Origin of the sequence: Maribacter sp. UBA3344, from assembly GCF_002362375.1 — a bacterium.
GTDB lineage: Bacteria > Bacteroidota > Bacteroidia > Flavobacteriales > Flavobacteriaceae > Maribacter > Maribacter dokdonensis.
The window spans coordinates 140,371-164,205 of record NZ_DERI01000011.1; the positions used below are offsets into that span (position 1 = coordinate 140,371).

The following is a 23,835-nucleotide window of genomic DNA, read 5'->3' on the forward strand; positions in this document are numbered from 1 at the left end:
TTGGTCATGCAGCTTTTGAAGGTGGTGCCGGCGGTTTTGGCGGTGGCGGCATGAATATGGATGATATCTTCAGCCAATTTGGTGATATTTTCGGTGGTGCTTTTGGTGGCGGCGGCTTTGGTGGATTTGGCGGCGGTGGCGGTCAAAGAAGGGTAAAAGGAAGTAACCTCCGTATTAGGGTTTCTTTGACCTTGGAAGAAGTTGCCAATGGTGTTGAGAAGAAAGTTAAAGTAAAGAGAAAAGTACAGGCAGAAGGTGTTACTTACAAAACATGTTCTACGTGTAATGGAAGAGGTCAGGTGACCAAAATTCAAAATACCATACTTGGTAGAATGCAAACAGCTGCAGTTTGTAATACTTGTGGCGGTAGTGGACAGATTTTGGACGGTAAACCTGGTGATGCCGATGCACAGGGATTAAAGGTAGTGGAAGAAACGGTATCTATTAATATTCCGGCCGGTGTAGAAGAAGGTATGCAGTTGAAGGTTCCTAACAAAGGTAACGATGCTCCGGGTAACGGGGTGCCGGGAGACCTGTTAGTGGCTATAGAAACACAAGAGCATAGTACATTAAAAAGAGAAGGTGATAACTTGCATTATGATCTTTATGTAAGTATCTCTGATGCGGTTTTAGGTACATCTAAAGAAATAGATTCAGTTGGTGGTAAGGTTCGTATTAAATTAGAGCCAGGAATACAATCAGGTAAAATATTGAGATTACGAGGTAAAGGTATTACTAGCTTAAACGGATATGGAGCTGGTGATATATTGGTTCATGTTAATGTGTGGACACCTAAAGAATTGAATAAAGAACAAAAAGAGTTCTTTGAAAAAATGCAAGGCAATGATAATTTTGAGCCTAGACCGGAGAAATCTGATAAGTCATTTTTTGAAAAAGTGAAAGATATGTTCTCTTAATTTCTAAATATTTGGTTATTAAATAAAAAACGTATATTTGAGATAATATTGGGCGACCAATATTAATTTTCTTTTTCATAGCAATTTTTTTCCCATCCTTGATTTATTAAGGGTGGGTTTTGCTTTTTAGGGCATATCGTTTTATGCTTATCTCTACTGTAATTGGTTTGGTATAAAGGAATCATAAAGAGTATAGCAGGTCAAAACAATTCAATATCTTTGTAGAAATTGAGTACATGAGTCACATTTTGGTAGCTAATGATGTCACCAAACAGTTTGGGAGCCATACGGCATTAAAAAACGTTTCCCTAGAAATTCCTAAGAATAGTATTTACGGTTTATTGGGACCAAATGGTGCTGGTAAGACCACATTGATACGTATTATTAATCAGATTACTTTTCCTGACCAGGGTAAGGTATATTTTGACGGCGAGCTGTTAAAAACCGAGCATATTGCACAGATTGGGTATCTGCCCGAAGAACGGGGACTGTACAAGAGCATGAAGGTAGGTGAGCAGGTATTGTATTTAGCTCAATTAAAGGGACTGTCAAAAGCTGAGGCAAAAAAGCGGCTTAAGTATTGGTTTGAAAGACTGGAGATAGGTGATTGGTGGAACAAAAAGATTCAAGAGCTTTCTAAAGGTATGGCCCAAAAAATTCAATTTGTTGTCACGGTACTTCATGAACCCAAATTATTGATTTTTGACGAGCCTTTTAGTGGCTTTGACCCTATCAACGCCAATATCATTAAAGAGCAAATCCTAAGCTTAAAGGATAAAGGTACTTCTATTATATTTTCAACACATAGAATGGAATCTGTAGAAGAATTATGTGAGCATATTGCCTTAATTCATAAATCCGAAAAAATACTTGACGGTAAATTATCCGATATTAAAAAAGCATATAAAAACAATATTTTTAAAATTGGTTTGCAAACGGATAATCAAGAATTGTTGATGAACGAGATGAAAAGTAAATTTCAGATTCTTGACCATCAATATGATGTTCTGGAAAATCAGTTGAATTTAGAGGTACAATTACCTTCAAATGAGTCTAGGGAGATTCTATCATTTCTAGGGTCAAGGGCAAATGTTAATGAGTTTAAGGAGACGATACCTTCTGCAAACGATATTTTTATTAAAACTATTCAAAACAAAAATATCGCTCATGAATAAATTACCTCTAATTATTAAAAGAGAATACATAGCCAAAGTTCGCAATAAGTCTTTTGTGGTTATGACCTTTTTGAGCCCTTTTCTAATGGTAGGTATGATATTGTTGATTGCATATTTAACGCAATTAAATGATAAAGATAAAAAGGTAATAGGTGTATTGAACGAAAGCGAATATTTTGCAAATGAATTTGTAACATCAGAAGCTACATCATACATCAACTTTAACAACATCACACTGGCACAGGCAAAAGACTCTACATTAAGTTTGGGTTTTTACGGTCTAATTTATTTGCCTAACGAATCTAGTTTGGAGAAGGTGGCAAAAAGAGCTTTTTTTTATAGCCAAGATGCTCCTAGCTCGACCATATTAGATAAATTAGAATCTTCCATTAATAGCAGATTACGGCAAGAAAGATTGCGTGAGTTGGGTGTGTCTCCCAAAGAATATGCTGAAATGGATCGCGATTATGCCATCAATATTGAAACTTTTGATGGTACACAGAACGTAAAAGGTATCAATGAGATAAAGGCCATAATAGGTGGGGCGTTCGGTTATCTTATTATGATGTTCATTATTATCTATGGTGGGTTTGTTATGCGTAGCGTTATTGAGGAAAAAACCAGTAGAATAATTGAGGTCATTATCTCATCAGTGAAACCTTTTCATTTAATGATGGGTAAAATAATTGGTACCTCGTTAGCGGGTATTACGCAATTTGGAATTTGGATTATCTCTGGCGGAATATTATTGATAGTTGGCTTGGCTATTTTTGATATTGATCCTGCGAGCTTAACCAAAGGTGGTGGTGTTGCTCCAGGTATGGTGAACGGTGCAAGTGTAGATGTAGATGCCCTTACACAAAATGTACAGTTATATGCCCAAGAAATTTTTGAGATTCCGATCATAGCAATGTTGGTGTTTTTTATAATTTATTTTGTTCTGGGATATTTAATTTATAGTTCTATCTATGCAGCAATTGGCGCTGCGGTAGATAATGAGACCGATACACAGCAATTCATTTTCCCGGTAATACTTCCGTTAATGCTAGCTATTTACGTTGGCTTCTTTTCGGTTTTCAGTAACCCTAACGGACCAATAGCCGTTGCTTTCTCTCTTTTTCCGTTAACCTCGCCAATTGTTATGTTAATGCGTTTGCCTTGGGGTATAGGTGAAGGTGGTGTACCGTTATGGCAATTGATTACATCTATTTTAATTTTAATAGGTACATTTATAGGTATTGTTTGGGTTGCCGCAAAAATTTACCGAGTGGGAATTTTAATGTACGGTAAAAAACCTACTTATAAAGAATTGTATAAATGGCTTAAATACTCGTCATAATGCAGGAGGGTACAGAAAAAATAAAGGAAATAATAGAAGATGATGTTTGGGGAACCATTAAAAAATTCTTGGATCTAGGTTATCAATTTGGTGATGGTGAAAAATCCATCCATATTACTGTAGGTCTTCTGTTACTGCTTACGGTAGCTTTTTTACTTACCAGTACGGTTTTACAAGCAATTCGTAGATTTTTTACCAGAAAAATGGAAATGGATGATAAGCTGAAGTTTATCAGTATTTTCAAGTTTATTAAATATCTGGTCTATGTTGTAGTGATTCTTTTTACCATGAGTGCTGCAGGTATAGATATTACCATTCTAATTACGGCATCCGCTGCGTTATTCGTCGGACTTGGACTGGCTTTACAAGAAATTTTTCAGGATATTATTGGTGGTATTTTTATCATTGTAGACAAGTCTTTAAGAGTTGGGGATATCATTGAAATTGACAATAAAGTCGGTAAGGTATTTGAAATTAAATTGCGTACCACAAGGGCAATTACCAGAGATGATAAGGTGATCATAATTCCCAATCACAAATTTATTAGTGATATAGTGTACAACTATACTCAAAACCATAAAACTACACGAGAGTTGGTACGTGTTGGTGTAGCTTACGGTAGTGATATTGATTTAGTGACCAAAATATTATTGGATGTTATTAAGAGGCAAAGAAATATATTAAAAAGCCCAAAACCATTTGTTATTTTTGAAGATTTTGGTGATTCGGCACTAGTTTTTGCTGTTAATTTTTACATTACCGATAGCTTTACAGATCCCAAAATAAAGAGTGAAGTAAGGTATAAAATAGATGCTGAATTCAGAAAGCATAACATTTCTATTCCTTTTCCGCAAAGAGATGTTCATTTGTATCAACAGGCACCTTTTCAACACAGCAATGTATCAAATACAAATAGTGATGATAAAGCATAAGTATGCTTGCCTGGGAATTCTGTTTTTAATGATGTTTGTTGTTGAGCCCTTTTATTCTCAAACACCAGATGTGTTAAGGTTAGAGTATATGTTGATGCCGGAAAATAGCGGTGAGGTAGAGACTTCACGTATAAAATTGGTGCTCAACGTTCCCTTTGCGGTCCGTGATAAAAAAGATTACGTAGTGTTGGGGGCTGAATATAACAGATATAATTTTGAGGTGCCAGATGATTTATTTCCGGATGCTGGCGATTTAAGCAAGTTCCACGTGTTGGATGTAAATTTTGCTTATTTATATAAATTAAGTGAAAAGTGGAATCTAATAGGTGTTGTAACACCAAGGTGGTCATCTAATTTTGTTGAAGAACTACAAGAAGATGACTTTAACATGAACTACACGGTTGGGGCATATAAAAACGTAAAGGATGTAGAAAAGCCATATATGTTGGTTTTAGGAATTTCATATAATGGCACTTCTCCTATAGACGTTCCGTTGCCTTTTGTGTATTATGAAAAAAGGTTCCACCCCAATTGGTCTTATGTATTGGGAGCACCAAAATCAGGAATGAAATATTTTACCAAGAAAGGTCATTTTTTTCAAACCGAAGTATTTTTAGATGGATATTATGTCAATATTCAAAACGATATTTTATTGTCTGGTAACAATTTATCTACTGATGTGTCTTCAACGGCATTATTATTGACATTAGGTTATCAGTATAAAATAACTAAAGATATGTCCGTCTACTTTATAGGTGGTAGATCTATTTATCAGAATAGTGCATTAAGAAACGAAGAACGAGAAGATATTTTCACGTTGAACGATGCAGCCGGACTTTACTTTAGAACAGGAATTAGAATAGGAATTTAAAAAGCAGTTATGTCAAAAATATTAGTAATAGAAGATGAAGCGGCAATTAGAAGGGTGTTGGTTAAAATTTTATCTGAAGAAAGCGACTCTTATTCAGTAGAGGAGGCCGAAGACGGATTAAAAGGATTGGAAACCATAAAGAACAACGACTATGATTTGGTGCTTTGCGATATTAAAATGCCAAAAATGGATGGTGTAGAAGTATTGGAAGCGGCTAGAAAGATAAAACCGGAAATTCCGTTCATTATGATTTCTGGGCATGGAGATTTAGATACTGCTGTAAATACTATGAGGTTAGGTGCTTTTGACTATATCTCAAAACCACCGGATTTAAATAGATTGCTTACCACCGTAAGAAATGCCTTGGATCGTAAGGTTTTGGTCGTTGAGAATAAAAACCTAAAGAAAAAGGTGAGTAAGAATTATGAGATGATCGGTGAAAGTAATGAGATAAACATTATAAAAGAGATCATTGAAAAAGTAGCGCCTACTGATGCACGTGTTCTTATTACAGGTTCAAATGGTACGGGTAAAGAGCTTGTAGCTCATTGGTTACATGAGAAAAGCGCCAGGAGTTCATCACCATTTATTGAAGTTAATTGTGCTGCAATACCATCAGAATTAATTGAAAGTGAGCTTTTTGGACATGTAAAAGGTGCTTTTACATCTGCTGTTAAAGATAGGGCGGGTAAGTTTGAGGCTGCCAATAAGGGAACTATTTTCCTAGATGAAATTGGTGATATGAGTTTGTCCGCTCAAGCCAAAGTGTTAAGGGCACTTCAAGAAAGTAAAATCTCTCGTGTAGGTACGGATAAGGATATAAAAGTAGATGTTCGTGTAGTGGCGGCAACGAATAAAGACTTGAAAAAGGAGATTGAAAAGGGTAATTTTAGAGAAGATCTATATCATAGACTAGCAGTGATATTGATTCAAGTGCCTAGTTTAAATGATAGAAGAGATGATATTCCCTTGTTAATAGAACATTTCTCTAAGAAAATAGCTGAAGAGCAAGGTATGGCAGGTAAAACCTTCTCTAGTAAAGCTATTGATTTGCTTAAGGCCTATGATTGGACCGGGAACATTCGTGAACTTAGAAATGTAGTTGAACGCCTAATAATTCTTGGTGGTCAACAAGTTTCAGAAGATGATGTAAAATTGTTCGCTAGTAAATAACCTTTTATTTAGCGGCAGAGCAATTACCAATTCTGTTCAAAGCTTCTTGGGTTATCTCTTTGGTGCGTAAATTGTAATATTTACTTCCTTCTGTAATATTAGGTTTTAATAACTGAGCTTCGCATTCCTCATAAATTCTAGTAGCAAATGCGGTAGCCTCTTTACAATTTACACTTTCAACTACCTTGTTAAGTGAGAATCTGTATTTCTCTAAAGAGATGTCTATAGTTTCAAAAAGGCTTTTACCTTTTTCTGGTGTTTTTTTAATGCTGGTATTTGAAGTAGATGTAGTCGTATTTACAGATAATTCATTGTTGGAATATACGCTGTCATGCGTATCGTGAGATTCCAATACCATAATAGTGTTATTGGTCAGTTCTATAGATTCATTTAAGTAGCTAATAGTGCCTTCTAGAGTTGTTGACCTTGTTGCTAGGGTAAGTACTTCTATGTTCTCGTACATACTGGTTTTAGCAAATTTACAACCGCAAATATTCAGCTGTTCTTTAGATTTTTCCAAGGCGTTTAAAGCCTTGTAGGCGTAAAATCTGGCTTGGTTGATGTCTTGTGTTTGTAGGGCGGCAGTTATTTGGGATTTTGCATAACCCATGTTTGAATTGGCATACTCACATTCCACATTGTTGGCAAATGTGGGAAAGGATAATAGAACAATAGTGTAGAAAAAAATGATATTTTTCTTCATAAGTAGGTGTTTTTGGGTGTAAGAGTTGGGACCTTACAGGCATAAATTTATATGCTTTACCCTATTGAAAATATTATTTTCGATACAATACCGTTCAATCACGTTAAACGGAAAGCTGTAAAATCAGTTTTAACAGTTTTCTAAATTATTAGTATTCGTAGGTTTAATATTTTATATTTCAGTATGAATAATATAAATATAGAGAAATATAAAGCAACTAAAGATTTTAAAATATCTGAAAATGAGACATTTGAAGATTTTGGTAAATCTGATAAAGAGTTAAAAAAAGACTTATCTAAAGTTAGAAGAGAGCTTGGGGAGTTTCAAGATACTATTTACGCACATGGTAAGTATAGTATTTTAGTATGTCTACAAGGTATGGATACAGCAGGGAAAGATAGCCTTATTCGTGAGGTGTTCAAAGATTTTAACGTAAGTGGCGTAGAGGTTCATAGTTTTAAGGTGCCTACTGAATTGGAATTAAGTCATAATTACTTATGGAGACATTACTTGGTCTTGCCTGCAAAGGGCAAATTTGGCGTTTTCAATAGAACCCATTATGAAAATGTTCTTGTCACTAGGGTACACCCAGAGTATATTTTAAATGAACATATTCCCGGTATACATACCGTAGAAGACATTGATCAAAAGTTTTGGGATAAAAGGTTTGAGCAAATCAATGATTTTGAAAGACATTTAGCTGAAAACGGTACATTAATATTTAAGTTTTTTCTAAATCTTTCAAAAGAAGAGCAAAGACAGCGTTTATTAAGAAGACTTGCTATCAAGGAAAAACATTGGAAGTTTTCTCCCGGAGATTTAAAGGAACGTAAATTGTGGTCTGTGTACCAAAAGTGCTATGAAGAGGCTATAAGTAAAACTACACATGAACACGCACCATGGTTTGCAGTTCCTGCGGATAATAAAAAGGCAACCCGTGTAATTGTTGCAAATATTTTATTGCAATCGTTAAAAAAATACAAAGATATTAAAGAGCCTATGTTGAGCGAAAAAATAATGGCTAATTTAGACAGCTATGAAGAACAATTACAAAGTGAGCAGTAAGCTAGCTCTAATATTTATTATCGCTTTTATAGCTGTGGGTAAATCACAGAGTAAAGATGAGGTACAGATCAAAAAAATGTATGATTTAGCACTTACCGAAGGTAAAGGTTATGAGTGGTTAAATTATTTGTCTAACCAAATTGGGGGTAGATTGTCCGGGTCCGTGCAAGCTCAGCAAGGGGTTGATTATACAAAGTCTCAGTTAGATTCTTTAGGTGTTGATCGGGTGTGGTTGCAACCTGTCATGGTGCCAAAATGGGTTAGGGGAACTCCAGAATTTGCTTATTTTGAAACAACACCGGGTATAACTACAAATGTTGCCATTTGTGCATTGGGCGGCTCGGTGGCAACCCCGCCAAAGGGAATAAAAGCCAATATTATTGAAGTCGAGGGTGTTGAGCAGTTAACGACCTTGGGCAAGGATAAAATTGAAGGAAAAATCGTTTTTTTCAATAGACCAATGGACGCTACTGAAGTTAATACGTTTACAGCGTATTCCAATTGTGTGGATCAGAGATATGCCGGGGCATTGGAGGCATCCAAATACGGAGCCTTGGGGGTTATCGTACGTTCAATGAACTTAAGGTTGGATGATTTTCCGCATACGGGGTCTATGACCTATGGTGATCAGCCAGAGTCAGAGAGAATTCCTGCTGCAGCTATAAGTACCAATGCAGCGGAAATGTTGAGCACTTCCTTAAAATTGAATCCGGAAATTAACTTCTACTTCAAACAGAATTGTAAACAGTTCAAGGATGTAGAATCTTATAATGTAATTGCAGAAATAAAAGGTTCTGAAAAGCCAGAGGAAATTATTGTCGTAGGCGGTCATTTAGACTCGTGGGACTTAGGTGACGGTTCCCATGATGATGGTGCTGGCTGTGTACAAAGTATGGAGGTTTTAAATCTTTTCAAAAAAACAGGATACAAACCAAAACGTACTGTTAGGGTCGTTCTTTTTATGAATGAGGAAAACGGATTGCGAGGCGGTAACAAATACGCTGAGGTTGCTATCTCAAATAATGAAAAGCACATTTTTGCTTTAGAAAGTGATTCGGGTGGGTTTACTCCTAGAGGTTTTACCTTTGATAGCTCTCAAGAGAATTTCGAAAAGGTCTTGAAATGGAAAAATTTGTTTGAACCTTATCTTGTACATTATTTTGAAAAAGGTTTTGCTGGTGCAGATATAGGACCTCTAAAAAAAGATGGTCTGGTAATGGCAGGTCTAAGACCTGATTCTCAACGTTATTTTGATCATCATCATGCAGAAAACGACACTTTTGAACATGTAAATAGACGAGAACTACAGTTGGGTGCGGCAACAATGGCAAGCTTAGTTTATTTGGTAGACGCTTATGGCTTTTAGTTTTAGGTTAGGGCTTGTGAAATTAAGGAAAGTGTAAATTTCAAAAATGACCGTCAAAGGTACAAACCGTTAAAATTCTTTACCTTTGCGGCTTACTAAAAAATACAATAATGGAAGAAGGAATTTACGCCAAGTTCAATACAAGTAAAGGCGAAATACTAGTTAAGTTAACATATGATAAAACACCTGGTACCGTAGGTAATTTTGTTGCTTTGGCAGAAGGTGATAAAGAAAATAGTGCTAAAGCTAAAGGTGAGCCATACTACAACGGTTTAAAATTTCATAGGGTTATTCCAGATTTTATGATTCAGGGTGGTTGTCCTCAAGGTACCGGTACCGGTGATGCCGGATATAAATTTGATGATGAGTTCCATCCAGAATTAAAACATGACACTCCAGGGGTGCTTTCTATGGCTAATGCAGGTCCTGGAACCAATGGAAGCCAGTTTTTTATTACTCATGTACCAACACCTTGGTTAGATAATAAGCATACTGTATTTGGTCATGTAGCAGCTGGGCAAGAAGTAGTGGATGCAATTGCTCAAAATGATGTAATTGAATCTTTAGAAATTGTTAGGGTAGGTGATGAAGCTGAAAAGTGGAATGCATTAAAGGCCTTTGAAGATTTCAATGCATCTGGTGAAGCAAGATTGGCAGCAGAAAAGGCAAAACAAGAAGCTGAACTAGATAAGGTTGCTGCAGGTTTTGAATCTACGGCATCCGGTCTTCGTTATAAAATGATTCAGAAAGGTGATGGCGCCAAAGCGGAAAAAGGAGAAAAAGTGTCTGTACATTATGAAGGATCACTTTTAAACGGTCAAGTTTTCGATTCTTCTTATAAGCGTAATTCCCCAATTGATTTTCAATTAGGAATTGGTCAAGTAATACCAGGCTGGGATGAGGGTATCTCCTTATTACAAGTGGGTGATAAGGCACGATTTGTTATTCCTTCAGACTTGGCATATGGTTCTGCCGGTGCAGGTGGGGTAATACCTCCTAATGCTACATTGATTTTTGATGTAGAGTTAATGAAGGTAGGTTAATTACCTAATACTTAAAAAAATAATAAAACACCTATAATTTTAAATTATGGGTGTTTTTTTTGTTCTAGTAATCTACTTTTTTCTAGTAACGAAACTACCTAAAAGTAAGATGATGTTAATAATCATCAGAACTAAAAATACGGTCAAAAATGTGGTCATAAATACATGTATAAGGTAGGGGAACCAGACTTGTTTATTCAATAGATATGTATTTACCTAAAAGGTTGCGTAGGATCTAAAAAAAAAGAATAAAAAAAAACCCGAACTAATAAGTTCGGGTTTCATACTATAAAAAAGTTAAATCGTTACCTAGTCAATTACTTTCACATTAACGGCGTTTAATCCTTTTTTACCTTGTTGTAGTTCAAATTCCACAACATCACCTTCTCGAACTTCATCGATTAAGCCAGAAATGTGTACAAAATGATCTTCGTTTGAACCATCTTCAGTGATAAATCCGTAACCTTTGGAATCATTGAAGAATTTTACTGTTCCTTTACTCATAATAGAAAAATTAAATATTAATTAAAGTGCGAAGATAGTTTTTTTTTGTTTAACTACTTAAATTCTTACAGGTTATCTTAAGGTTAATAATTGACGTCTAATGTATTGAGAATGAACTTGTTTTTATGCCTATGGAGTAGGGTCTGGAGTCATTCTTAAATAGGGTTTGATCTCTGTTACTCCCTTTGAAAATATATCTTTTGCATCGGCAGTACTTATAGCCGGACTTACAACTACCTCTTTACCTTGTTCCCAGTTTGCTGGTGTTGCTACCTTGTGGTACGCTGTTAGTTGCAATGAATCTATTACCCTTAGAAGTTCATAAAAGTTACGACCAGTTGATGCTGGGTAGGTCAACGTTAATTTTACGGTCTTGTCCGGTGCAATGATGAATACAGAGCGTACGGTAAGATTGTTATCCGCATTTGGGTGGATCATATCATATAGATCAGAAACTTTTTTGTCCTCATCTGCAATTATTGGGAAATTCACCACAGTGTTCTGTACTTCGTTAATGTCTTTGATCCATTCTGTATGAGATGCAGCACCATCAACACTAAGCGCGATCATTTTAACGTTCCTTTTGTCGAATTCATCTTTGAATTTAGCAGCAGTGCCCAATTCGGTAGTACAAACTGGGGTGAAATCTGCAGGGTGAGAAAATAAAATACCCCAACTGTCACCAAGGTAGTCATATAAATTAATTGTTCCCATAGAACTATCTGCCGTGAAATTTGGAGCTTTATCGCCTAAACGTATTGTTGCCATAATGGTATATTTTTAGATGTTTAAATTTATCCTATAAAATTAGTAGATTAAATGTCCGTGACTAAAGTTTTCGGGTTAAAAGTCTATTAAAATTTTTACTTTTAGGGTATGGAAGAACTTGATAAATTAAAATACCCCATCGGGCGCTTTGAGTGTCCGGAGAACATCACAAATGAAGATTTAAGTAAATGGATAGAGGTATTGGAAACCTTGCCAAAACGTCTGTCTGCACTAGTAGATAATTTTTCTGAAACACAATTGGATACTCCCTACCGAGAAGGGGGGTGGACAGTTCGTCAAGTAGTACACCATATGGCAGATAGTCATCATCATAGCTACACACGTTTTAAATGGGCCTTAACGGAGAACAGACCTTTGATCAAAGTATATCAGGAAAAGGAATGGAGTAATTTAATCGATGCCAGAACTGCCCCTATTGCTTTATCTCTTTCCTATTTAACGGCCCTTCACGCTAAGTTGGTGTACCTGTTAAAGAGGTTAACGCCTGAAGATTTGGAGAATAGCTATATTCATCCAGATGGTAATGTAAATGTATCTGTAGCGGAGAATATTGGAAAATATGCTTGGCATAGTAACCATCACTTTGCGCATATTAAAAGTTTAGCCGACAGAATGGGGTGGTAGCGGATTAAATCATCTTTTTTAGAAGAAACATTGGCTTTTCTTCCTCGATGACATTTTTGAAGGGTACCGTGCTTTCAGCAACAATGTCAAAATCATTCTTAAGATAGAATGGTAAGGCAGGTCCCTTCTGCATTGATTCCAAAAAGATCGCTTTTTTAGATCGCTTTTTGGCTATGCTTTCAACAAACTTAAGGCTTTTGTTACCTACACCTTTACCGGCAAATTCTTTAAGAATATAAATTTTATCTAGGTAAAGCGCATCTTTAGCTTCTAAACCTTTAATGTTTTTATGTAAAGTAATCTTTAAAAGACCTACGTAGTCTATACCTGATTTTATTAAATATAGAGCGCTATTTTTATTGTTGTCTTCCTCTTCTAAAATTGTTTTGGTAAAACTATGTTCAATGTAGGTGGTGGTATCTCCATTTGGCCATAAATGTCTATAGTGTTGATTGTAAGAGGTTATGCCTGTTTTTATATAAATATCATGCAATGCAGGGGTCAACTCTTGAAATGTTATATCAATATTCATCAACGGTATAGATGTATAAGATTAAGCTTGTCCTATTTCCATTTAATATTACAGCCTATACTTGGCTTTTGAATAGCACTTATTTCTTTTCCGTGAATGAGATTTTCCATTGCATTTCTCAAATCAATGCCGGTTAGTGGTGAGCCATTACCTGGTCTAGAGTCGTCTAACTGACCTCTATAGACCAATTTTAATTCAGTGTCAAAAAGAAAAAAATCTGGAGTACAGGCGGCATCGTAAGCTTTTGCCACTGTCTGATCTTCGTCATAAAGATATGGAAAGGTATAATTTTCAGCTTTAGCCTTAATTCGCATAAAGTGAGGCGCATCCTCTGGATATTTTTCAACATCATTACTAGAAATGGCAATAAATTGAATACCCTTGCTTTGGAACTCTTTAGCCATTTTAACTATTTCAGGGTTTACATGGATAACAAATGGGCAATGATTACAAATAAACATGATTAGAGTGCCAACTTCACCGTTCATGGCATGAAGGTTCATGGTTTTTTCGCTAACCGTGTCCATTAAACTAAATTCTGGCGCTACGGTTCCCAATGCCAACATATTACTTTCTGTTCTTGCCATACCAACTAAAATTTTAATGTACTAAGTTAACAAATTAATGGAGCTTGTATTTACTTTATATAATTCATAATCCTTAAAATTTTAATATCATGGAAAAGTCATATGTATCATTATCTGTTGCAATAGAAGCTTTACAGGCTGAAGGTTATACAGAAGATTTTAATCTGTGCGATGCAGGTATAGAAAATAAGAGTAAAAAGAAAATTCATAAAGCTACTGAGCTAGATGTGGTGAAATTTTATCGTTTTGAGGGTATGAGTAATCCGGATGATAATACTATATTGTATGTGATTGAAACCAGTACTGGTGAAAAAGGGTTATTGGTAGATGCTTACGGTATGTATGCAGGTAATGTGCCCAAAGATTTAATTGAAAAACTTAGACTTACTTAATGGAAACAACAATCTCGTGGGAAGATTTTAGTAAAATTGATATGCGAACCGGAACTGTAACGGCGGTCTATGATTTTCCGGAAGCTAGAAATCCGTCTTTCAAATTAGATATTGATTTTGGACCTGAAATAGGGGTTAAAAAATCATCGGCTCAAATTACCGAAAAATATGATAAGGAAGATATCGTAGGGCTTCAGGTCATAGCTGTTGTCAACTTTCCAAAAAAGCAAATAGCTAATTTTATGAGCGAATGTCTTATATTGGGTGCTGTAGAGAACAGTTCGGTAGTGTTGCTGCAACCTCAAATGACAGTGCCTAACGGATTGAAAATTTCCTAAATTTTTGACTGAGAATATTTTAGATAACATACATATTAACTTTGATTCAGGCTCACTTTGGGTAATGAACATTGTTCTAGGTTTGGTCATGTTCGGTGTTGCTTTAGAAATATCCGTATCAGATTTTAAACCTTTATGGTTAAGGCCAAAAGCTTTAATTGCTGGGCTGATCAGTCAGTTTTTAGTATTGCCGGCAATAACCTTCTTGTTGGTCTTGGCAATAGAACCTTTGCCCAGTATAGCTTTAGGTATGTTTATGGTGGCAGCATGCCCAGGTGGTAATATTTCTAATTTTATATCATATCTATCTAATGCCAATACGGCTTTATCTGTAAGTTTAACGGCTATGGCTACTATGTTTGCCATTATTATGACTCCGCTTAACTTTCATTTTTGGTCCATGTTATATGGGCCAAGTTCAAGTCTAATTAATGAAATTTCTATTTCATCTATAGAAATGTTCAAATTGGTCTTTTTGTTGTTGGGCTTGCCCCTTGTACTGGGTATGTTAATCAATTACAAAATGCCTGAATTAGCATTGAAAATCGCAAAAAAGTTAAAGATTGTTTCGTTAGTGTTTTTTATAGGTCTGGTTTTCATTGCGCTATATAATAACAGGATTATTTTTATGGATTATATTCTGTATGTATTTTGGATAGTTCTAGCCCATAATCTATTGGCTTTTACAACAGGTTATGGTATAGGTAAACTTTTTAAATTACCTGTGGATAGTATACGTTCTATAACTATAGAAACGGGAATTCAAAACTCTGGTCTAGGACTTTTACTGATATTTACTTTTTTTGACGGGCTAGGTGGTATGGCACTTCTTGCTGCTTTTTGGGGTATTTGGCATATAGTCTCAGGTTTAATATTAGCCGCTTTCTGGAATAGAAAACCGGTTGCTAAAGAAACAATAGCTTGAGCGGATTTATTTATTCAATGGTAAAGTCCGTGATTAAAACCGGACTCTATGGATATCATAAAAAAATAGTGGTATCCGGGTTGGAGCATATCCCTAAGGATAAGCCGGTGATGTTTTTGCCCAATCATCAAAGTGCATTGATTGATGTATTATTAATTGCTACCGACTGTAATCGAAAACCATACTTTTTAACGCGTTCCGATGTGTTTAAGGGTAAACTATTAAAGGGTATTTTCTCATATTTTCAAATGCTGCCTATTTATAGAATGCGAGACGGTAGAGATACTCTTTCTAACAATGATGCTATTTTCAACTCTTGTGCCGATATTTTGAGTAGAGGAGAGGCACTGCTCTTGTTTCCGGAAGCAAATCATAATTTGCGACGAAGGGTGAGACCTTTAAGTAAAGGCTTTACAAGGATACTTATAAGAACTTTTGAGCTATACCCAGATGTTGATATCATGCTAATTCCTGTGGGATTGAATTATAAACATGCCGATCAGTTTCCTGATCAAGTGGCTATCAATTATGGTAAGGCAATATCTGCCAAAAGCATGTACGTTGCCAATGATTTAAATATGACCAGCCGTAATTTAAAAAATGCAGTTTCTTTACAATTGAAACAATTGACTACCCATATACCAATAGAGCAAGATTATGATACTATGGTAAATCTTCTTAATACAAAAAATGTAGACTTTTTAAATCCTACAGAGGTGAACAATAAAATTAGGCATTATACGAATGAAGTTTCCAATTCAAGCGATTTAACCAATGCAGCTAAAGGGAAATCGGTGTTGAGAAGTGTTTTTAACGTATTAAATTTTCCGATGATTATAATGTGGCACAAATGGTTAATGCCAAAGGTTCCGGAGAAGGAGTTTATGGGTACGTTCAGGTTTGCATTTATCTTGTTAGTATATCCACTTTACCTTTTATTGTTATTTGTAGGGTTGTCTATGGCACTTTCTATTAAAGTGGCGTTAACGGCTTTGGTTGTTTTGGTATTATTGAATTTATGGTTCGTTAAAAAAGGGCTAAACTGAATTTTATAGCTATAAACTAAAAACGGCCCTTATACATAAGGACCGTTTTGTTTTTTTAAGGTTTGTTTTACCTAGATATCTTCAAAACTTACATCTGTAAAGCTAGAAGTGTTGGTAGTTGTCTTTTCTACGGGCTCTTCTATTTCTTCCTTTTTGAAATCTTTTTGGTGTCTTTCAGAAATTACTTCAGACCCCTTTTCGTTGATTATAAAATCCATCATCTCTTCAACGTTCTCTTTAAAAGCGTCAAAGTCTTCTTTGTATAAATATATTTTATGTTTTTTGTAATGGAATGAACCATCGTCATGCGTAAATTTCTTACTTTCTGTAATCGTTAAATAATAATCCCCAGCCTTTGTACTTCTTACATCGAAAAAGTAAGTTCTTCTACCTGCGCGTAAAACTTTGGAGTGAATTTCTTCTTGATCTGATAAATCTCTTTCGCTCATTTCTAATGTTTAGTGTCGTTATACTATCAAAAATGAAAAAAAAAACGCTATCCGACAACAATTTTCTAACTTTCTTTCTCTGAGAGCTGTTTGTGGTAGAGGTCTTTATAATAGCCTTCTTGTGAATTTAAATCATCATGTGTGCCCTCTTGAATAAGTCTTCCGTCATCTAAAACTAAAATTTTATCCGCGTTTTTGGCAGAAGAAACTCTATGACTTACAATTAATGTAGTTCTATTCTTAGATGCTTTTTTCAGGTTATTCAATATTTCTTCTTCCGTTTCCGTATCTACGGCAGACAGGCAATCATCAAATAAATAAATCTGAGGTTTTTTAATTAATGCCCTGGCAATTGAAACCCTTTGTTTTTGTCCGCCACTCAATGTTATACCTCTTTCACCTAAGATAGTATCATATTTTTTAGAGAAACCCATTATGTTTTCATGTACCACGGCATCTTTTGCTATGTCAATGATTTCCTCGTCTGTAGCATTCTCCTTACCAAATTTAATGTTGTTCTTAATGCTATCTGAAAATAGGAATGCGTCTTGGGGTACGGCACCAATAGATTCTCGTAAATTGGTAAGGTCTACATTTTTAATAGGTTCGTCGTCTATTAATATCTCTCCGGAAGATGTGTCATATAAGCGGGCTACCAAATCAAGTATGGTAGATTTACCAGAACCGGTTTTACCAATAATAGCTGTGGTTTCACCCTCGTTAATGGTGAACGACAGGTCTTTTATGGCATTAATATTGGTGTCTTGGTATGTGAAATCAACATTTTTAAATTCAATTTTGCCTTTGATCGTAAGTGTATTGGTAGGATTGTTTTTTATTTCTGACTCTTGGTTTAGAAATTCATTTATCCTCTTTTGACTTGCGGCTGCCCTTTGCACTATTGAAGTTAACCAGCCAACAATGGCCACTGGCCAAGTAAGCATATTTACGTATAAAATAAATTCGGCAATTAGCCCTACTTCAATTTCGCCGGCCAAGTATTGTTTACCTCCTATATAAATGACCAAAATGTTACTAATACCTATTAAAAGTATCATTAATGGAAAAAACCATGCATTCACCTTAGCAAGACTTACACTTTTCTCTTTGCCTTCAATGGCAAGTTTAGTAAGGTCACTATTGGTCTGCGGCTCTAATGCGTAGGCTTTTATAACGGAAACTCCTGAAAAAATTTCTTGGGTAAAGGTAGATAAGGTAGAAAGGTATTGTTGTACAATGGTACTTCGCTTATGAATTACTTTACTTATTTGATAAATTAGGACCGAAAGAAAAGGTAATGGCAATAGTGTATATGCAGCTAAAGTGGGTGCTTTTATAAACATTAACGGTATCAGACAAGCAAACAATGTTAAGGTCTGTATGCCGTACATAATTGCTGGACCTGCATACATACGTACTTCATTAACATCTTCACTGATCCTGTTCATTAAATCGCCTGTTCTATTTTTCTTATAAAAATTGAGACTTAGCTTTTGGTAATGGTCAAAAATTTCGTTTTTAAGATCATACTCAATATATCTAGAAATGTTAATGATCAATTGGCGCATTAAAAAAGTGAAGAAACCAGATAGTATTGCAGCACCTACAATAATTAGGATATATTCCATTAATAGTTCTTGTGCGGTAGATTTTTCAATTTCCGTTTTAATATACTGTTCAACTACCGTAATAGAGTTGTTCACGTAAGAAGGCATGATCAATTGAAAAAGCCTGGCTATAATGGTTATGATTATCCCTAGAAAAAGCTTAAACCAGTATTTTTTAAAGTATTTATTTAGGTGTTTAAGTTCTTTCATACAATTCTAAAAAAAGAAGATTATCGTTTTCTTTGACCAAAGATAGTTTTTTGACCTAAAACCATATGTTATAAATAAGCTAAGATAAATACGATTGCTGTTGTGACCCTTTAAATAGATACTTACCTTTGCGGCTTTAAATATCAATTTATTAAAAAAGTTCTTTAAAATGCTTACAAGAAGGCACATTAGAGTTAAGGTAATGCAGAGCATATATGCGCTCGTTCAATCAAAAGATGATTCATTACAGAGACAAGAGAAGTTTTTAAAAGTAAGCATAGAGAATACCTATACGCTCTACTTGTTATGGTTAAGCCTTTTTGTAGAAATACAAAAAAGGGCGGCAGAACAAATTTCTCTTTCCGCAAAAAAATATATTAGTGACGGTAAGCAGGAATTTCCAAATCCTAAGAAGTTTGTTCAGAACAGATTATTGGTGCAAATTCTTGAGAACAAAACACTTGAGGAAGAAATTTCAAATAGGAAATTAGATAATTGGTACCTTAATGAAGAGTACGTTAAGCTTATTTATAAAGATATTATAGAGAGCGAAACGTATAAGGAATACATGTCTACACCGGAAAGCGATTATGCTGCGGACAAAGAATTGATATTGACCTTGTTCAAAAATATCATTGCCCCCAACGAAAAAATTTATGATTACTTCGAAGATGATAAGTTAACTTGGGTAGATGACATTCCTATTGTTAATACGTTTTTGTTAAAACACTTGAAGAAGGTAAAACAAGTTCATCCTGATTCATACTTTTTACCGAGTCTTTTAAAGGATGATGAAGACATGACCTACGCTATGCAGTTATTGTCTAGAACGTTGTTGAAAAATGATGCACTGGAAAAAGAGATCGATGGTAAAACACCAAACTGGGATAAAGATCGTATTGCAGGCATAGATAGCATACTTCTGAAAATGGCAATTTGTGAATTGTTACATTTCCCTTCAATACCAGAAAGAGTAACCATTAATGAGTATTTGGAGATTGCCAAAGAATACTCGACTCCAAAAAGTAGCATTTTCATAAACGGAATACTAGATAAGCTTACTAAAGAATACAAATCTGAAGGAAAGCTTAACAAAATGGGTAGGGGGCTATTATAAAAATATTTTATAATTTTACAGTTAATTGATAAATCTAATATAGTATGAAAAAAATAGTTCTAATTGTTGGTCTTGTATCAATGGTAGCTTTTACTTCTTGCAAAGACAATGCTTCAAGTAAAATTAAAACAGATAATGTAGCGGAAGCGGCGGTAAGAGATGAAGCAGCTAAAGCGGTACCGGTAATGTCTTTTGAGAAATCAGAGCATGATTTTGGTACAATTGAACAAGGTGCGGCACAGGAAACAGTTTTTAAATTTACTAATACAGGTAACGCTCCATTAATTATCACAGATGCTAAAAGTAGCTGTGGTTGTACAGTTCCTAATCCTCCAAAAGAGCCAATTGCTCCAGGTGAATCAGGTGAATTAAAAGTGAACTTTAACGGATCTGGTCAAAACCAGGTTACTAAAACTATTACCGTTACGGCTAACACAGAAAAAGGTTCTGAGCTTTTGAGAATAAAGGCCTTTGTTAATCCAAAAGGAGCAGCTCCATTAGGACCTGTTAAATAATTATAAATTACAGATATACCAAAGATGGGTGATATAGGGCAGTTTCTTCCGATGATTTTGATTTTTGTGGTCGCATATTTTTTTATGATCAGACCTCAAATGAAAAGACAAAAGGATGAAAAGAAATTTTCGGCAGAGTTAAAACGTGGTGATCGTGTTATTACCAAAAGCGGCCTGCACGGAAAAGTAGTGGATTTAAATGATAAGGACTTCTCTTGTGTTTTGGAAACAATGGCCGGAAAGTTAAAATTTGATAGGTCTGCCATATCCATGGAAATGAGCAATAAATTAAATGCTCCAGAAAAAAAATAATAATTTCTGAATTCATATAAAAAACACCGATGGAAACATCGGTGTTTTTTTTGCCTAAATGTGGTATATTTAATTACACTTAAAACAACAACAACATGCTACACAACAGAAGAAATTTTATTAGAAAAGGGACCGCGGGATTGGTAATGACAGGAGCATCATTTATGTTCCCTATGGAGATGTTATCAATGATGCGTAAGAAGGTGGGCGCCAACGACACTATCAATGTTGGTTTGGTAGGCTGTAAGGGTATGGGTTTCTCTGATTTAAGCTCTTTTCTGAAAATGAGTGATATTAATGTCATAGCATTGTGTGATGTAGATGAAAATGTATTAAGGGAAAGAACAGCTGATCTTGAAAAGGCGGGAATCAAAAAACCAAAATGGTATAGTGATTATAGAAAGTTATATGAGAATAAAGATATAGATGTCGTTATTATTGGTACGCCTGATCATTGGCATTGCCTACAGTTAACAGATGCATTACAAGCGGGTAAAGATGTGTATTGTGAGAAGCCAATTGCTAATTCTGTTGAAGAAGCCAATATTATGTTGGACTTTGTGGAGTCTAGGGATAGAATGGTGCAAATAGGCCAATGGCAGCGTAGTCAACCACATTTTGTAGATGCCATTAAATATGTGCATTCTGGTGCGTTAGGAGAAATACGCTTGGCAAAAGCATGGGCATACCAAGGTTGGATGAAACCTGTTCCCGTAGTAGCCGATGCTCCAGTTCCTAAAGGGGTAGATTATAAAATGTGGTTGGGTCCAGCTCCCGATAGGGCTTTTAATAAAAATAGATTTCATTTCGATTTTAGGTGGTTTTGGGATTATGCCGGTGGTTTAATGACAGATTGGGGCGTACACCTTATGGATTATGCGTTGTATGGTATGAAAGCCGGTACACCAAAATCTGTGATGGCCTTGGGCGGTAAATTTGCTTATCCCAATGATGCCTCTGAAACTCCAGATACTTTACAAACGGTATATGAATATGATGGTTTCTCTATTCTTTGGGAGCATGCCACGGGCATTGATGGTGGTAACTATGGTAGAAATCATGGAATAGCCTTTATAGGTAATAATGGTACCCTGGTTGTTGATAGAGGTGGCTGGGAAGTAATACCGGAAACTGAATTTCAGGGCTGGGGTAAAGATGGTATTCCTAAGCTAGAAGCGGTTTCACATACCAAAGGTGAATTCAATGGGTTGGATCTGCATACCCAGAATTTCATAGAAGCGGTAAAAAGTAGGGATAACGCTAAACTAAATGCACCAATTAAAGTGGGTTATGATGCCGCTTTGGTTTCACATATGGGTAATGTGGCCTTTAAAACCGGTAATAGAATTTACTGGGATCCAATGGCCGGTAAATTTAAAAATGAAGAAGCAAACCAGTTTTTAAAGGCTAACTATCATAATGGTTGGAACCTACCTAAATTATAAAAAAAACTATCTACGGTATTTATCATTAAGGCCTAAACCATTTAATATCAACGGAACTATCTTTTCTAATCTAGATAGTTTCGTTTTTTCTTGTTTTGCAGTTGAAATATATTCGGCGTAATCCTTTTGTTTGGAATAGGTTAATTTGTTAAAGGCAGTCTTTAAATCATCATTATGTTCAATGGCAATAGCTAGGTGGGTAGGAATTACAATTTTTGTTTTGGGCTTTCTTTCCACTTTTAATGCCAGTCCCTTTTTTTGATTTACTATAGCTTCTTGAATGTACGCTGTTATAACGTTATGATCAATTTCAGACGTAGAAGAAAACTTCCAATGCCGCATGGCCTTGGTTTTTCCTTCTTGCGCATTTTCCAATACTTTGTGTGAGTCCTTTAAAAACACGCCGTTAAAGAACCATATACCAAAATGCGACTTAAATTTACAAATGGCAATAACATTTTTGTCTTGTGTTGTATACGTAGGGAAGCTCCACTTATATGTTTCTTTCAATTTACAAGCTAAAGCAAGCTTTCTTAAAATAGCTACACCAGTTTTATATTGGTGTTCTTCATTGTAGAAATTATCTATTTTTTCTTGCCTGTCCATACTGTTATTGATTTGCTGTTAATTGGCAAATACGTACAATGACTTCCACAGCTTTTTGCATGCTTTCTACGGGTACGTACTCATATTTTCCATGGAAGTTATGTCCGCCAGCAAAAATGTTAGGGCATGGTAAGCCCATGTAGCTTAGTTGTGAACCATCTGTACCGCCCCTAATTGGTTTAATTATAGGTTTTATGCCTATATCATCCATAGCTTTTTTCGCGGTTTCTACAATATGAAAAACAGGCTCTACCTTTTCTTTCATATTAAAATATTGATCCTTCAATTCTAGTTCAATACAATTATCATATTCATTGTTATACCTTTTAACAATATCTTGTACTAACTGCTTACGCTCATTAAATCGCTTTAGATCATGGTCTCTAATGATAAGCTCTACAGTTGCATGCTCAATTTCACCGTTTATTTGATGTAAATGGAAAAAGCCATCTCTGCCGTCTGTTTCTTGTGGTATTTCATGTTTTGGAAATTCACTTATAATATAATTTGCAATGAGTAGGGCATTAACCATTTTTCCTTTTGCGTAGCCAGGGTGAACACTTTTGCCACTAACGTTAATTTTAGCACCAGCAGCATTAAAGTTTTCATACTCCAATTCGCCAATTTGGCTTCCATCCATTGTATAGGCCCATTCTGCACCAAATTTTTCAACATCGAATTTGTGTGCGCCTCTACCTATTTCTTCATCTGGAGTAAATCCTATTCTAATTGGGCCGTGTTTAATATCCGGATTGTTTATCAAATACTCCATTGCGGTAACTATTTCAGTAATACCTGCTTTATCATCTGCACCTAAAAGTGTAGTGCCATCTGTGGTAATAATGGTTTGCCCTATGTATTGTAAGAGATCATCAAAATATGATGAAGAGAGCACAATATCTTTTTCCTTATTTAAGATAATATCCTTTCCGTCATAATTTTCAATTACCTGTGGCTTTACATTGGTGCCAGAAAAGTCTGGTGATGTGTCAAAATGCGCAATAAAACCTATGGTAGGTACCTGGTGGTCTACATTAGATGGCAGGGTTGCCATAATATATGCATTGTCATCAATTGTGACATCGGTTAATCCTATTGCACGTAACTCATCAACTAATTTGTTTGCTAGATTCCATTGTTTTTTTGTGCTTGGTGTGGTATTAGATGAAGCATCGCTTTGCGTATCTATAGTGACATAGCTAATAAAACGGTCAATTATATGCTGCATTGTAAAAGGGTTTTATCAAAAATAA

27 protein-coding genes are annotated in these 23,835 nt (G+C 35.4%); 18 read left to right on the plus strand and 9 right to left on the minus strand.

Features of this window, described 5'->3' with window-relative positions; genetic code table 11:
• The 6 genes from B2Z27_RS08255 to B2Z27_RS08280 all read left to right on the plus strand — a co-directional run.
• Window positions 1-917 (plus strand): DnaJ C-terminal domain-containing protein (locus B2Z27_RS08255; RefSeq protein WP_286813311.1); only part of this gene is annotated, 917 nt, incomplete at its 5' end.
• A 236-nt stretch (window positions 918-1,153) separates the two neighbouring features.
• Window positions 1,154-2,092 (plus strand): ABC transporter ATP-binding protein, encoded by a 939-nt coding sequence (locus B2Z27_RS08260; RefSeq protein WP_286813313.1) that lies wholly within the window; start codon window positions 1,154-1,156, stop codon window positions 2,090-2,092.
• The gene (locus B2Z27_RS08265) at window positions 2,085-3,431 is read left to right on the plus strand and encodes an ABC transporter permease (protein ID WP_286813314.1); all 1,347 of its coding nucleotides are present in this window, start codon (window positions 2,085-2,087) and stop codon (window positions 3,429-3,431) included. The genes B2Z27_RS08260 and B2Z27_RS08265 overlap by 8 nt, the downstream gene beginning before the upstream one ends.
• Window positions 3,431-4,363: a mechanosensitive ion channel family protein gene (locus tag B2Z27_RS08270; protein WP_286813315.1), complete on the plus strand. Its 933-nt coding sequence runs from the start codon at window positions 3,431-3,433 to the stop codon at window positions 4,361-4,363. Before B2Z27_RS08265 ends, B2Z27_RS08270 begins: the two co-directional genes overlap by 1 nt.
• A complete protein-coding gene (locus B2Z27_RS08275) occupies window positions 4,350-5,234 on the plus strand; it encodes a DUF6268 family outer membrane beta-barrel protein (protein ID WP_286813316.1) in 885 nt (294 codons plus the stop codon). Before B2Z27_RS08270 ends, B2Z27_RS08275 begins: the two co-directional genes overlap by 14 nt.
• A 9-nt stretch (window positions 5,235-5,243) precedes the next feature.
• A complete protein-coding gene (locus B2Z27_RS08280; protein ID WP_286813317.1) occupies window positions 5,244-6,407 on the plus strand; it encodes a sigma-54-dependent transcriptional regulator in 1,164 nt (387 codons plus the stop codon).
• 4 nt (window positions 6,408-6,411) lie between these two features.
• Here B2Z27_RS08280 and B2Z27_RS08285 read toward each other — a convergent pair whose 3' ends face one another.
• On the minus strand, window positions 6,412-7,110 hold the full coding sequence (locus B2Z27_RS08285) for a hypothetical protein (protein WP_286813318.1): 699 nt from the start codon (window positions 7,108-7,110) through the stop codon (window positions 6,412-6,414).
• 183 nt (window positions 7,111-7,293) lie between these two features.
• Here B2Z27_RS08285 and B2Z27_RS08290 point away from each other — a divergent pair, with 183 nt between their 5' ends.
• The 3 genes from B2Z27_RS08290 (at window position 7,294) to B2Z27_RS08300 (ending at window position 10,584) form a co-directional block, all read left to right on the plus strand.
• Complete coding sequence (locus tag B2Z27_RS08290; protein WP_058103570.1) at window positions 7,294-8,175, plus strand: PPK2 family polyphosphate kinase; 882 nt, start codon at window positions 7,294-7,296, stop codon at window positions 8,173-8,175.
• The gene (locus tag B2Z27_RS08295) at window positions 8,147-9,541 is read left to right on the plus strand and encodes a M28 family peptidase (protein ID WP_286813319.1); all 1,395 of its coding nucleotides are present in this window, start codon (window positions 8,147-8,149) and stop codon (window positions 9,539-9,541) included. Before B2Z27_RS08290 ends, B2Z27_RS08295 begins: the two co-directional genes overlap by 29 nt.
• Before the next feature lie 110 nt (window positions 9,542-9,651).
• Window positions 9,652-10,584 (plus strand): peptidylprolyl isomerase, encoded by a 933-nt coding sequence (locus B2Z27_RS08300; protein ID WP_058103568.1) that lies wholly within the window; start codon window positions 9,652-9,654, stop codon window positions 10,582-10,584.
• 309 nt (window positions 10,585-10,893) lie between these two features.
• Here B2Z27_RS08300 and B2Z27_RS08305 read toward each other — a convergent pair whose 3' ends face one another.
• Both B2Z27_RS08305 and B2Z27_RS08310 read right to left on the minus strand, forming a co-directional pair.
• Complete coding sequence (locus B2Z27_RS08305) at window positions 10,894-11,088, minus strand: cold-shock protein (protein WP_027064347.1); 195 nt, start codon at window positions 11,086-11,088, stop codon at window positions 10,894-10,896.
• A gap of 129 nt (window positions 11,089-11,217) precedes the next feature.
• Window positions 11,218-11,856, minus strand: coding sequence for a peroxiredoxin (locus tag B2Z27_RS08310; protein WP_286813320.1), 639 nt, complete (start codon window positions 11,854-11,856; stop codon window positions 11,218-11,220).
• 108 nt (window positions 11,857-11,964) lie between these two features.
• Between B2Z27_RS08310 and B2Z27_RS08315 the strand changes: the two genes are divergently transcribed.
• Window positions 11,965-12,501 (plus strand): YfiT family bacillithiol transferase, encoded by a 537-nt coding sequence (locus B2Z27_RS08315; RefSeq protein ID WP_286813321.1) that lies wholly within the window; start codon window positions 11,965-11,967, stop codon window positions 12,499-12,501.
• 4 nt (window positions 12,502-12,505) lie between these two features.
• On the opposite strand, the gene B2Z27_RS08320 is transcribed toward B2Z27_RS08315, so the two are convergent.
• Together B2Z27_RS08320 and B2Z27_RS08325 are read right to left on the minus strand one after the other, a co-directional pair.
• The gene (locus B2Z27_RS08320; RefSeq protein ID WP_286813322.1) at window positions 12,506-13,033 is read right to left on the minus strand and encodes a GNAT family N-acetyltransferase; all 528 of its coding nucleotides are present in this window, start codon (window positions 13,031-13,033) and stop codon (window positions 12,506-12,508) included.
• Window positions 13,034-13,065: 32 nt separating this feature from the next.
• The gene (locus B2Z27_RS08325) at window positions 13,066-13,620 is read right to left on the minus strand and encodes a thioredoxin family protein (RefSeq protein ID WP_286813323.1); all 555 of its coding nucleotides are present in this window, start codon (window positions 13,618-13,620) and stop codon (window positions 13,066-13,068) included.
• An 89-nt stretch (window positions 13,621-13,709) separates the two neighbouring features.
• Between B2Z27_RS08325 and B2Z27_RS08330 the strand changes: the two genes are divergently transcribed.
• The 4 genes from B2Z27_RS08330 to B2Z27_RS08345 are packed head-to-tail and all read left to right on the plus strand — an operon-like array spanning window position 13,710 to window position 16,321.
• Window positions 13,710-14,012 carry a hypothetical protein gene (locus B2Z27_RS08330; RefSeq protein WP_058103563.1) on the plus strand — a complete coding sequence of 101 codons (303 nt, stop codon included), beginning with the start codon at window positions 13,710-13,712 and terminating at the stop codon, window positions 14,010-14,012.
• Window positions 14,012-14,350: a tRNA-binding protein gene (locus B2Z27_RS08335; RefSeq protein WP_286813324.1), complete on the plus strand. Its 339-nt coding sequence runs from the start codon at window positions 14,012-14,014 to the stop codon at window positions 14,348-14,350. The genes B2Z27_RS08330 and B2Z27_RS08335 overlap by 1 nt, the downstream gene beginning before the upstream one ends.
• A 4-nt stretch (window positions 14,351-14,354) precedes the next feature.
• Window positions 14,355-15,275 (plus strand): bile acid:sodium symporter family protein, encoded by a 921-nt coding sequence (locus B2Z27_RS08340; protein ID WP_286813325.1) that lies wholly within the window; start codon window positions 14,355-14,357, stop codon window positions 15,273-15,275.
• Window positions 15,272-16,321: a lysophospholipid acyltransferase family protein gene (locus tag B2Z27_RS08345; protein WP_286813326.1), complete on the plus strand. Its 1,050-nt coding sequence runs from the start codon at window positions 15,272-15,274 to the stop codon at window positions 16,319-16,321. Before B2Z27_RS08340 ends, B2Z27_RS08345 begins: the two co-directional genes overlap by 4 nt.
• 71 nt (window positions 16,322-16,392) lie before the next feature.
• Here B2Z27_RS08345 and B2Z27_RS08350 read toward each other — a convergent pair whose 3' ends face one another.
• Window positions 16,393-16,770 (minus strand): PUR family DNA/RNA-binding protein, encoded by a 378-nt coding sequence (locus B2Z27_RS08350; RefSeq protein WP_074672662.1) that lies wholly within the window; start codon window positions 16,768-16,770, stop codon window positions 16,393-16,395.
• A gap of 65 nt (window positions 16,771-16,835) precedes the next feature.
• The gene (locus B2Z27_RS08355) at window positions 16,836-18,587 is read right to left on the minus strand and encodes an ABC transporter ATP-binding protein (RefSeq protein WP_286813327.1); all 1,752 of its coding nucleotides are present in this window, start codon (window positions 18,585-18,587) and stop codon (window positions 16,836-16,838) included.
• A 202-nt stretch (window positions 18,588-18,789) separates the two neighbouring features.
• Between B2Z27_RS08355 and nusB the strand changes: the two genes are divergently transcribed.
• The 4 genes from nusB (at window position 18,790) to B2Z27_RS08375 (ending at window position 21,976) form a co-directional block, all read left to right on the plus strand.
• Entirely contained in the window at window positions 18,790-19,704 is a 915-nt protein-coding gene (nusB, locus tag B2Z27_RS08360) for a transcription antitermination factor NusB (protein ID WP_252736313.1), read from the plus strand.
• 44 nt (window positions 19,705-19,748) lie between these two features.
• The gene (locus B2Z27_RS08365) at window positions 19,749-20,219 is read left to right on the plus strand and encodes a DUF1573 domain-containing protein (RefSeq protein ID WP_058103556.1); all 471 of its coding nucleotides are present in this window, start codon (window positions 19,749-19,751) and stop codon (window positions 20,217-20,219) included.
• 24 nt (window positions 20,220-20,243) lie between these two features.
• Window positions 20,244-20,531 (plus strand): preprotein translocase subunit YajC, encoded by a 288-nt coding sequence (gene yajC, locus B2Z27_RS08370; RefSeq protein ID WP_058103555.1) that lies wholly within the window; start codon window positions 20,244-20,246, stop codon window positions 20,529-20,531.
• A 95-nt stretch (window positions 20,532-20,626) separates the two neighbouring features.
• Window positions 20,627-21,976 carry a Gfo/Idh/MocA family protein gene (locus B2Z27_RS08375; RefSeq protein ID WP_286813329.1) on the plus strand — a complete coding sequence of 450 codons (1,350 nt, stop codon included), beginning with the start codon at window positions 20,627-20,629 and terminating at the stop codon, window positions 21,974-21,976.
• 6 nt (window positions 21,977-21,982) lie between these two features.
• Here B2Z27_RS08375 and B2Z27_RS08380 read toward each other — a convergent pair whose 3' ends face one another.
• Entirely contained in the window at window positions 21,983-22,582 is a 600-nt protein-coding gene (locus B2Z27_RS08380) for a YdeI/OmpD-associated family protein (RefSeq protein ID WP_286813330.1), read from the minus strand.
• Between the two features lie 4 nt (window positions 22,583-22,586).
• Window positions 22,587-23,810, minus strand: a complete 1,224-nt coding sequence (pepT, locus tag B2Z27_RS08385; RefSeq protein WP_286813331.1) for a peptidase T — start codon at window positions 23,808-23,810, stop codon at window positions 22,587-22,589.
• Window positions 23,811-23,835 lie beyond the last annotated feature (25 nt).

Coding starts and splice junctions, on each gene's coding strand:
- B2Z27_RS08260 (WP_286813313.1), top strand. CDS start 1,154: ATGAGTCACATTTTGGTAGCTAATGATGTCACCAAACAGTTTGGGAGC.
- B2Z27_RS08265 (WP_286813314.1), top strand. CDS start 2,085: ATGAATAAATTACCTCTAATTATTAAAAGAGAATACATAGCCAAAGTT.
- B2Z27_RS08270 (WP_286813315.1), top strand. CDS start 3,431: ATGCAGGAGGGTACAGAAAAAATAAAGGAAATAATAGAAGATGATGTT.
- B2Z27_RS08275 (WP_286813316.1), top strand. CDS start 4,350: ATGATAAAGCATAAGTATGCTTGCCTGGGAATTCTGTTTTTAATGATG.
- B2Z27_RS08280 (WP_286813317.1), top strand. CDS start 5,244: ATGTCAAAAATATTAGTAATAGAAGATGAAGCGGCAATTAGAAGGGTG.
- B2Z27_RS08285 (WP_286813318.1), bottom strand. CDS start 7,110: ATGAAGAAAAATATCATTTTTTTCTACACTATTGTTCTATTATCCTTT.
- B2Z27_RS08290 (WP_058103570.1), top strand. CDS start 7,294: ATGAATAATATAAATATAGAGAAATATAAAGCAACTAAAGATTTTAAA.
- B2Z27_RS08295 (WP_286813319.1), top strand. CDS start 8,147: ATGAAGAACAATTACAAAGTGAGCAGTAAGCTAGCTCTAATATTTATT.
- B2Z27_RS08300 (WP_058103568.1), top strand. CDS start 9,652: ATGGAAGAAGGAATTTACGCCAAGTTCAATACAAGTAAAGGCGAAATA.
- B2Z27_RS08305 (WP_027064347.1), bottom strand. CDS start 11,088: ATGAGTAAAGGAACAGTAAAATTCTTCAATGATTCCAAAGGTTACGGA.
- B2Z27_RS08310 (WP_286813320.1), bottom strand. CDS start 11,856: ATGGCAACAATACGTTTAGGCGATAAAGCTCCAAATTTCACGGCAGAT.
- B2Z27_RS08315 (WP_286813321.1), top strand. CDS start 11,965: ATGGAAGAACTTGATAAATTAAAATACCCCATCGGGCGCTTTGAGTGT.
- B2Z27_RS08320 (WP_286813322.1), bottom strand. CDS start 13,033: ATGAATATTGATATAACATTTCAAGAGTTGACCCCTGCATTGCATGAT.
- B2Z27_RS08325 (WP_286813323.1), bottom strand. CDS start 13,620: ATGGCAAGAACAGAAAGTAATATGTTGGCATTGGGAACCGTAGCGCCA.
- B2Z27_RS08330 (WP_058103563.1), top strand. CDS start 13,710: ATGGAAAAGTCATATGTATCATTATCTGTTGCAATAGAAGCTTTACAG.
- B2Z27_RS08335 (WP_286813324.1), top strand. CDS start 14,012: ATGGAAACAACAATCTCGTGGGAAGATTTTAGTAAAATTGATATGCGA.
- B2Z27_RS08350 (WP_074672662.1), bottom strand. CDS start 16,770: ATGAGCGAAAGAGATTTATCAGATCAAGAAGAAATTCACTCCAAAGTT.
- B2Z27_RS08355 (WP_286813327.1), bottom strand. CDS start 18,587: ATGAAAGAACTTAAACACCTAAATAAATACTTTAAAAAATACTGGTTT.
- nusB (WP_252736313.1), top strand. CDS start 18,790: ATGCAGAGCATATATGCGCTCGTTCAATCAAAAGATGATTCATTACAG.
- B2Z27_RS08365 (WP_058103556.1), top strand. CDS start 19,749: ATGAAAAAAATAGTTCTAATTGTTGGTCTTGTATCAATGGTAGCTTTT.
- yajC (WP_058103555.1), top strand. CDS start 20,244: ATGGGTGATATAGGGCAGTTTCTTCCGATGATTTTGATTTTTGTGGTC.
- B2Z27_RS08375 (WP_286813329.1), top strand. CDS start 20,627: ATGCTACACAACAGAAGAAATTTTATTAGAAAAGGGACCGCGGGATTG.
- B2Z27_RS08380 (WP_286813330.1), bottom strand. CDS start 22,582: ATGGACAGGCAAGAAAAAATAGATAATTTCTACAATGAAGAACACCAA.
- pepT (WP_286813331.1), bottom strand. CDS start 23,810: ATGCAGCATATAATTGACCGTTTTATTAGCTATGTCACTATAGATACG.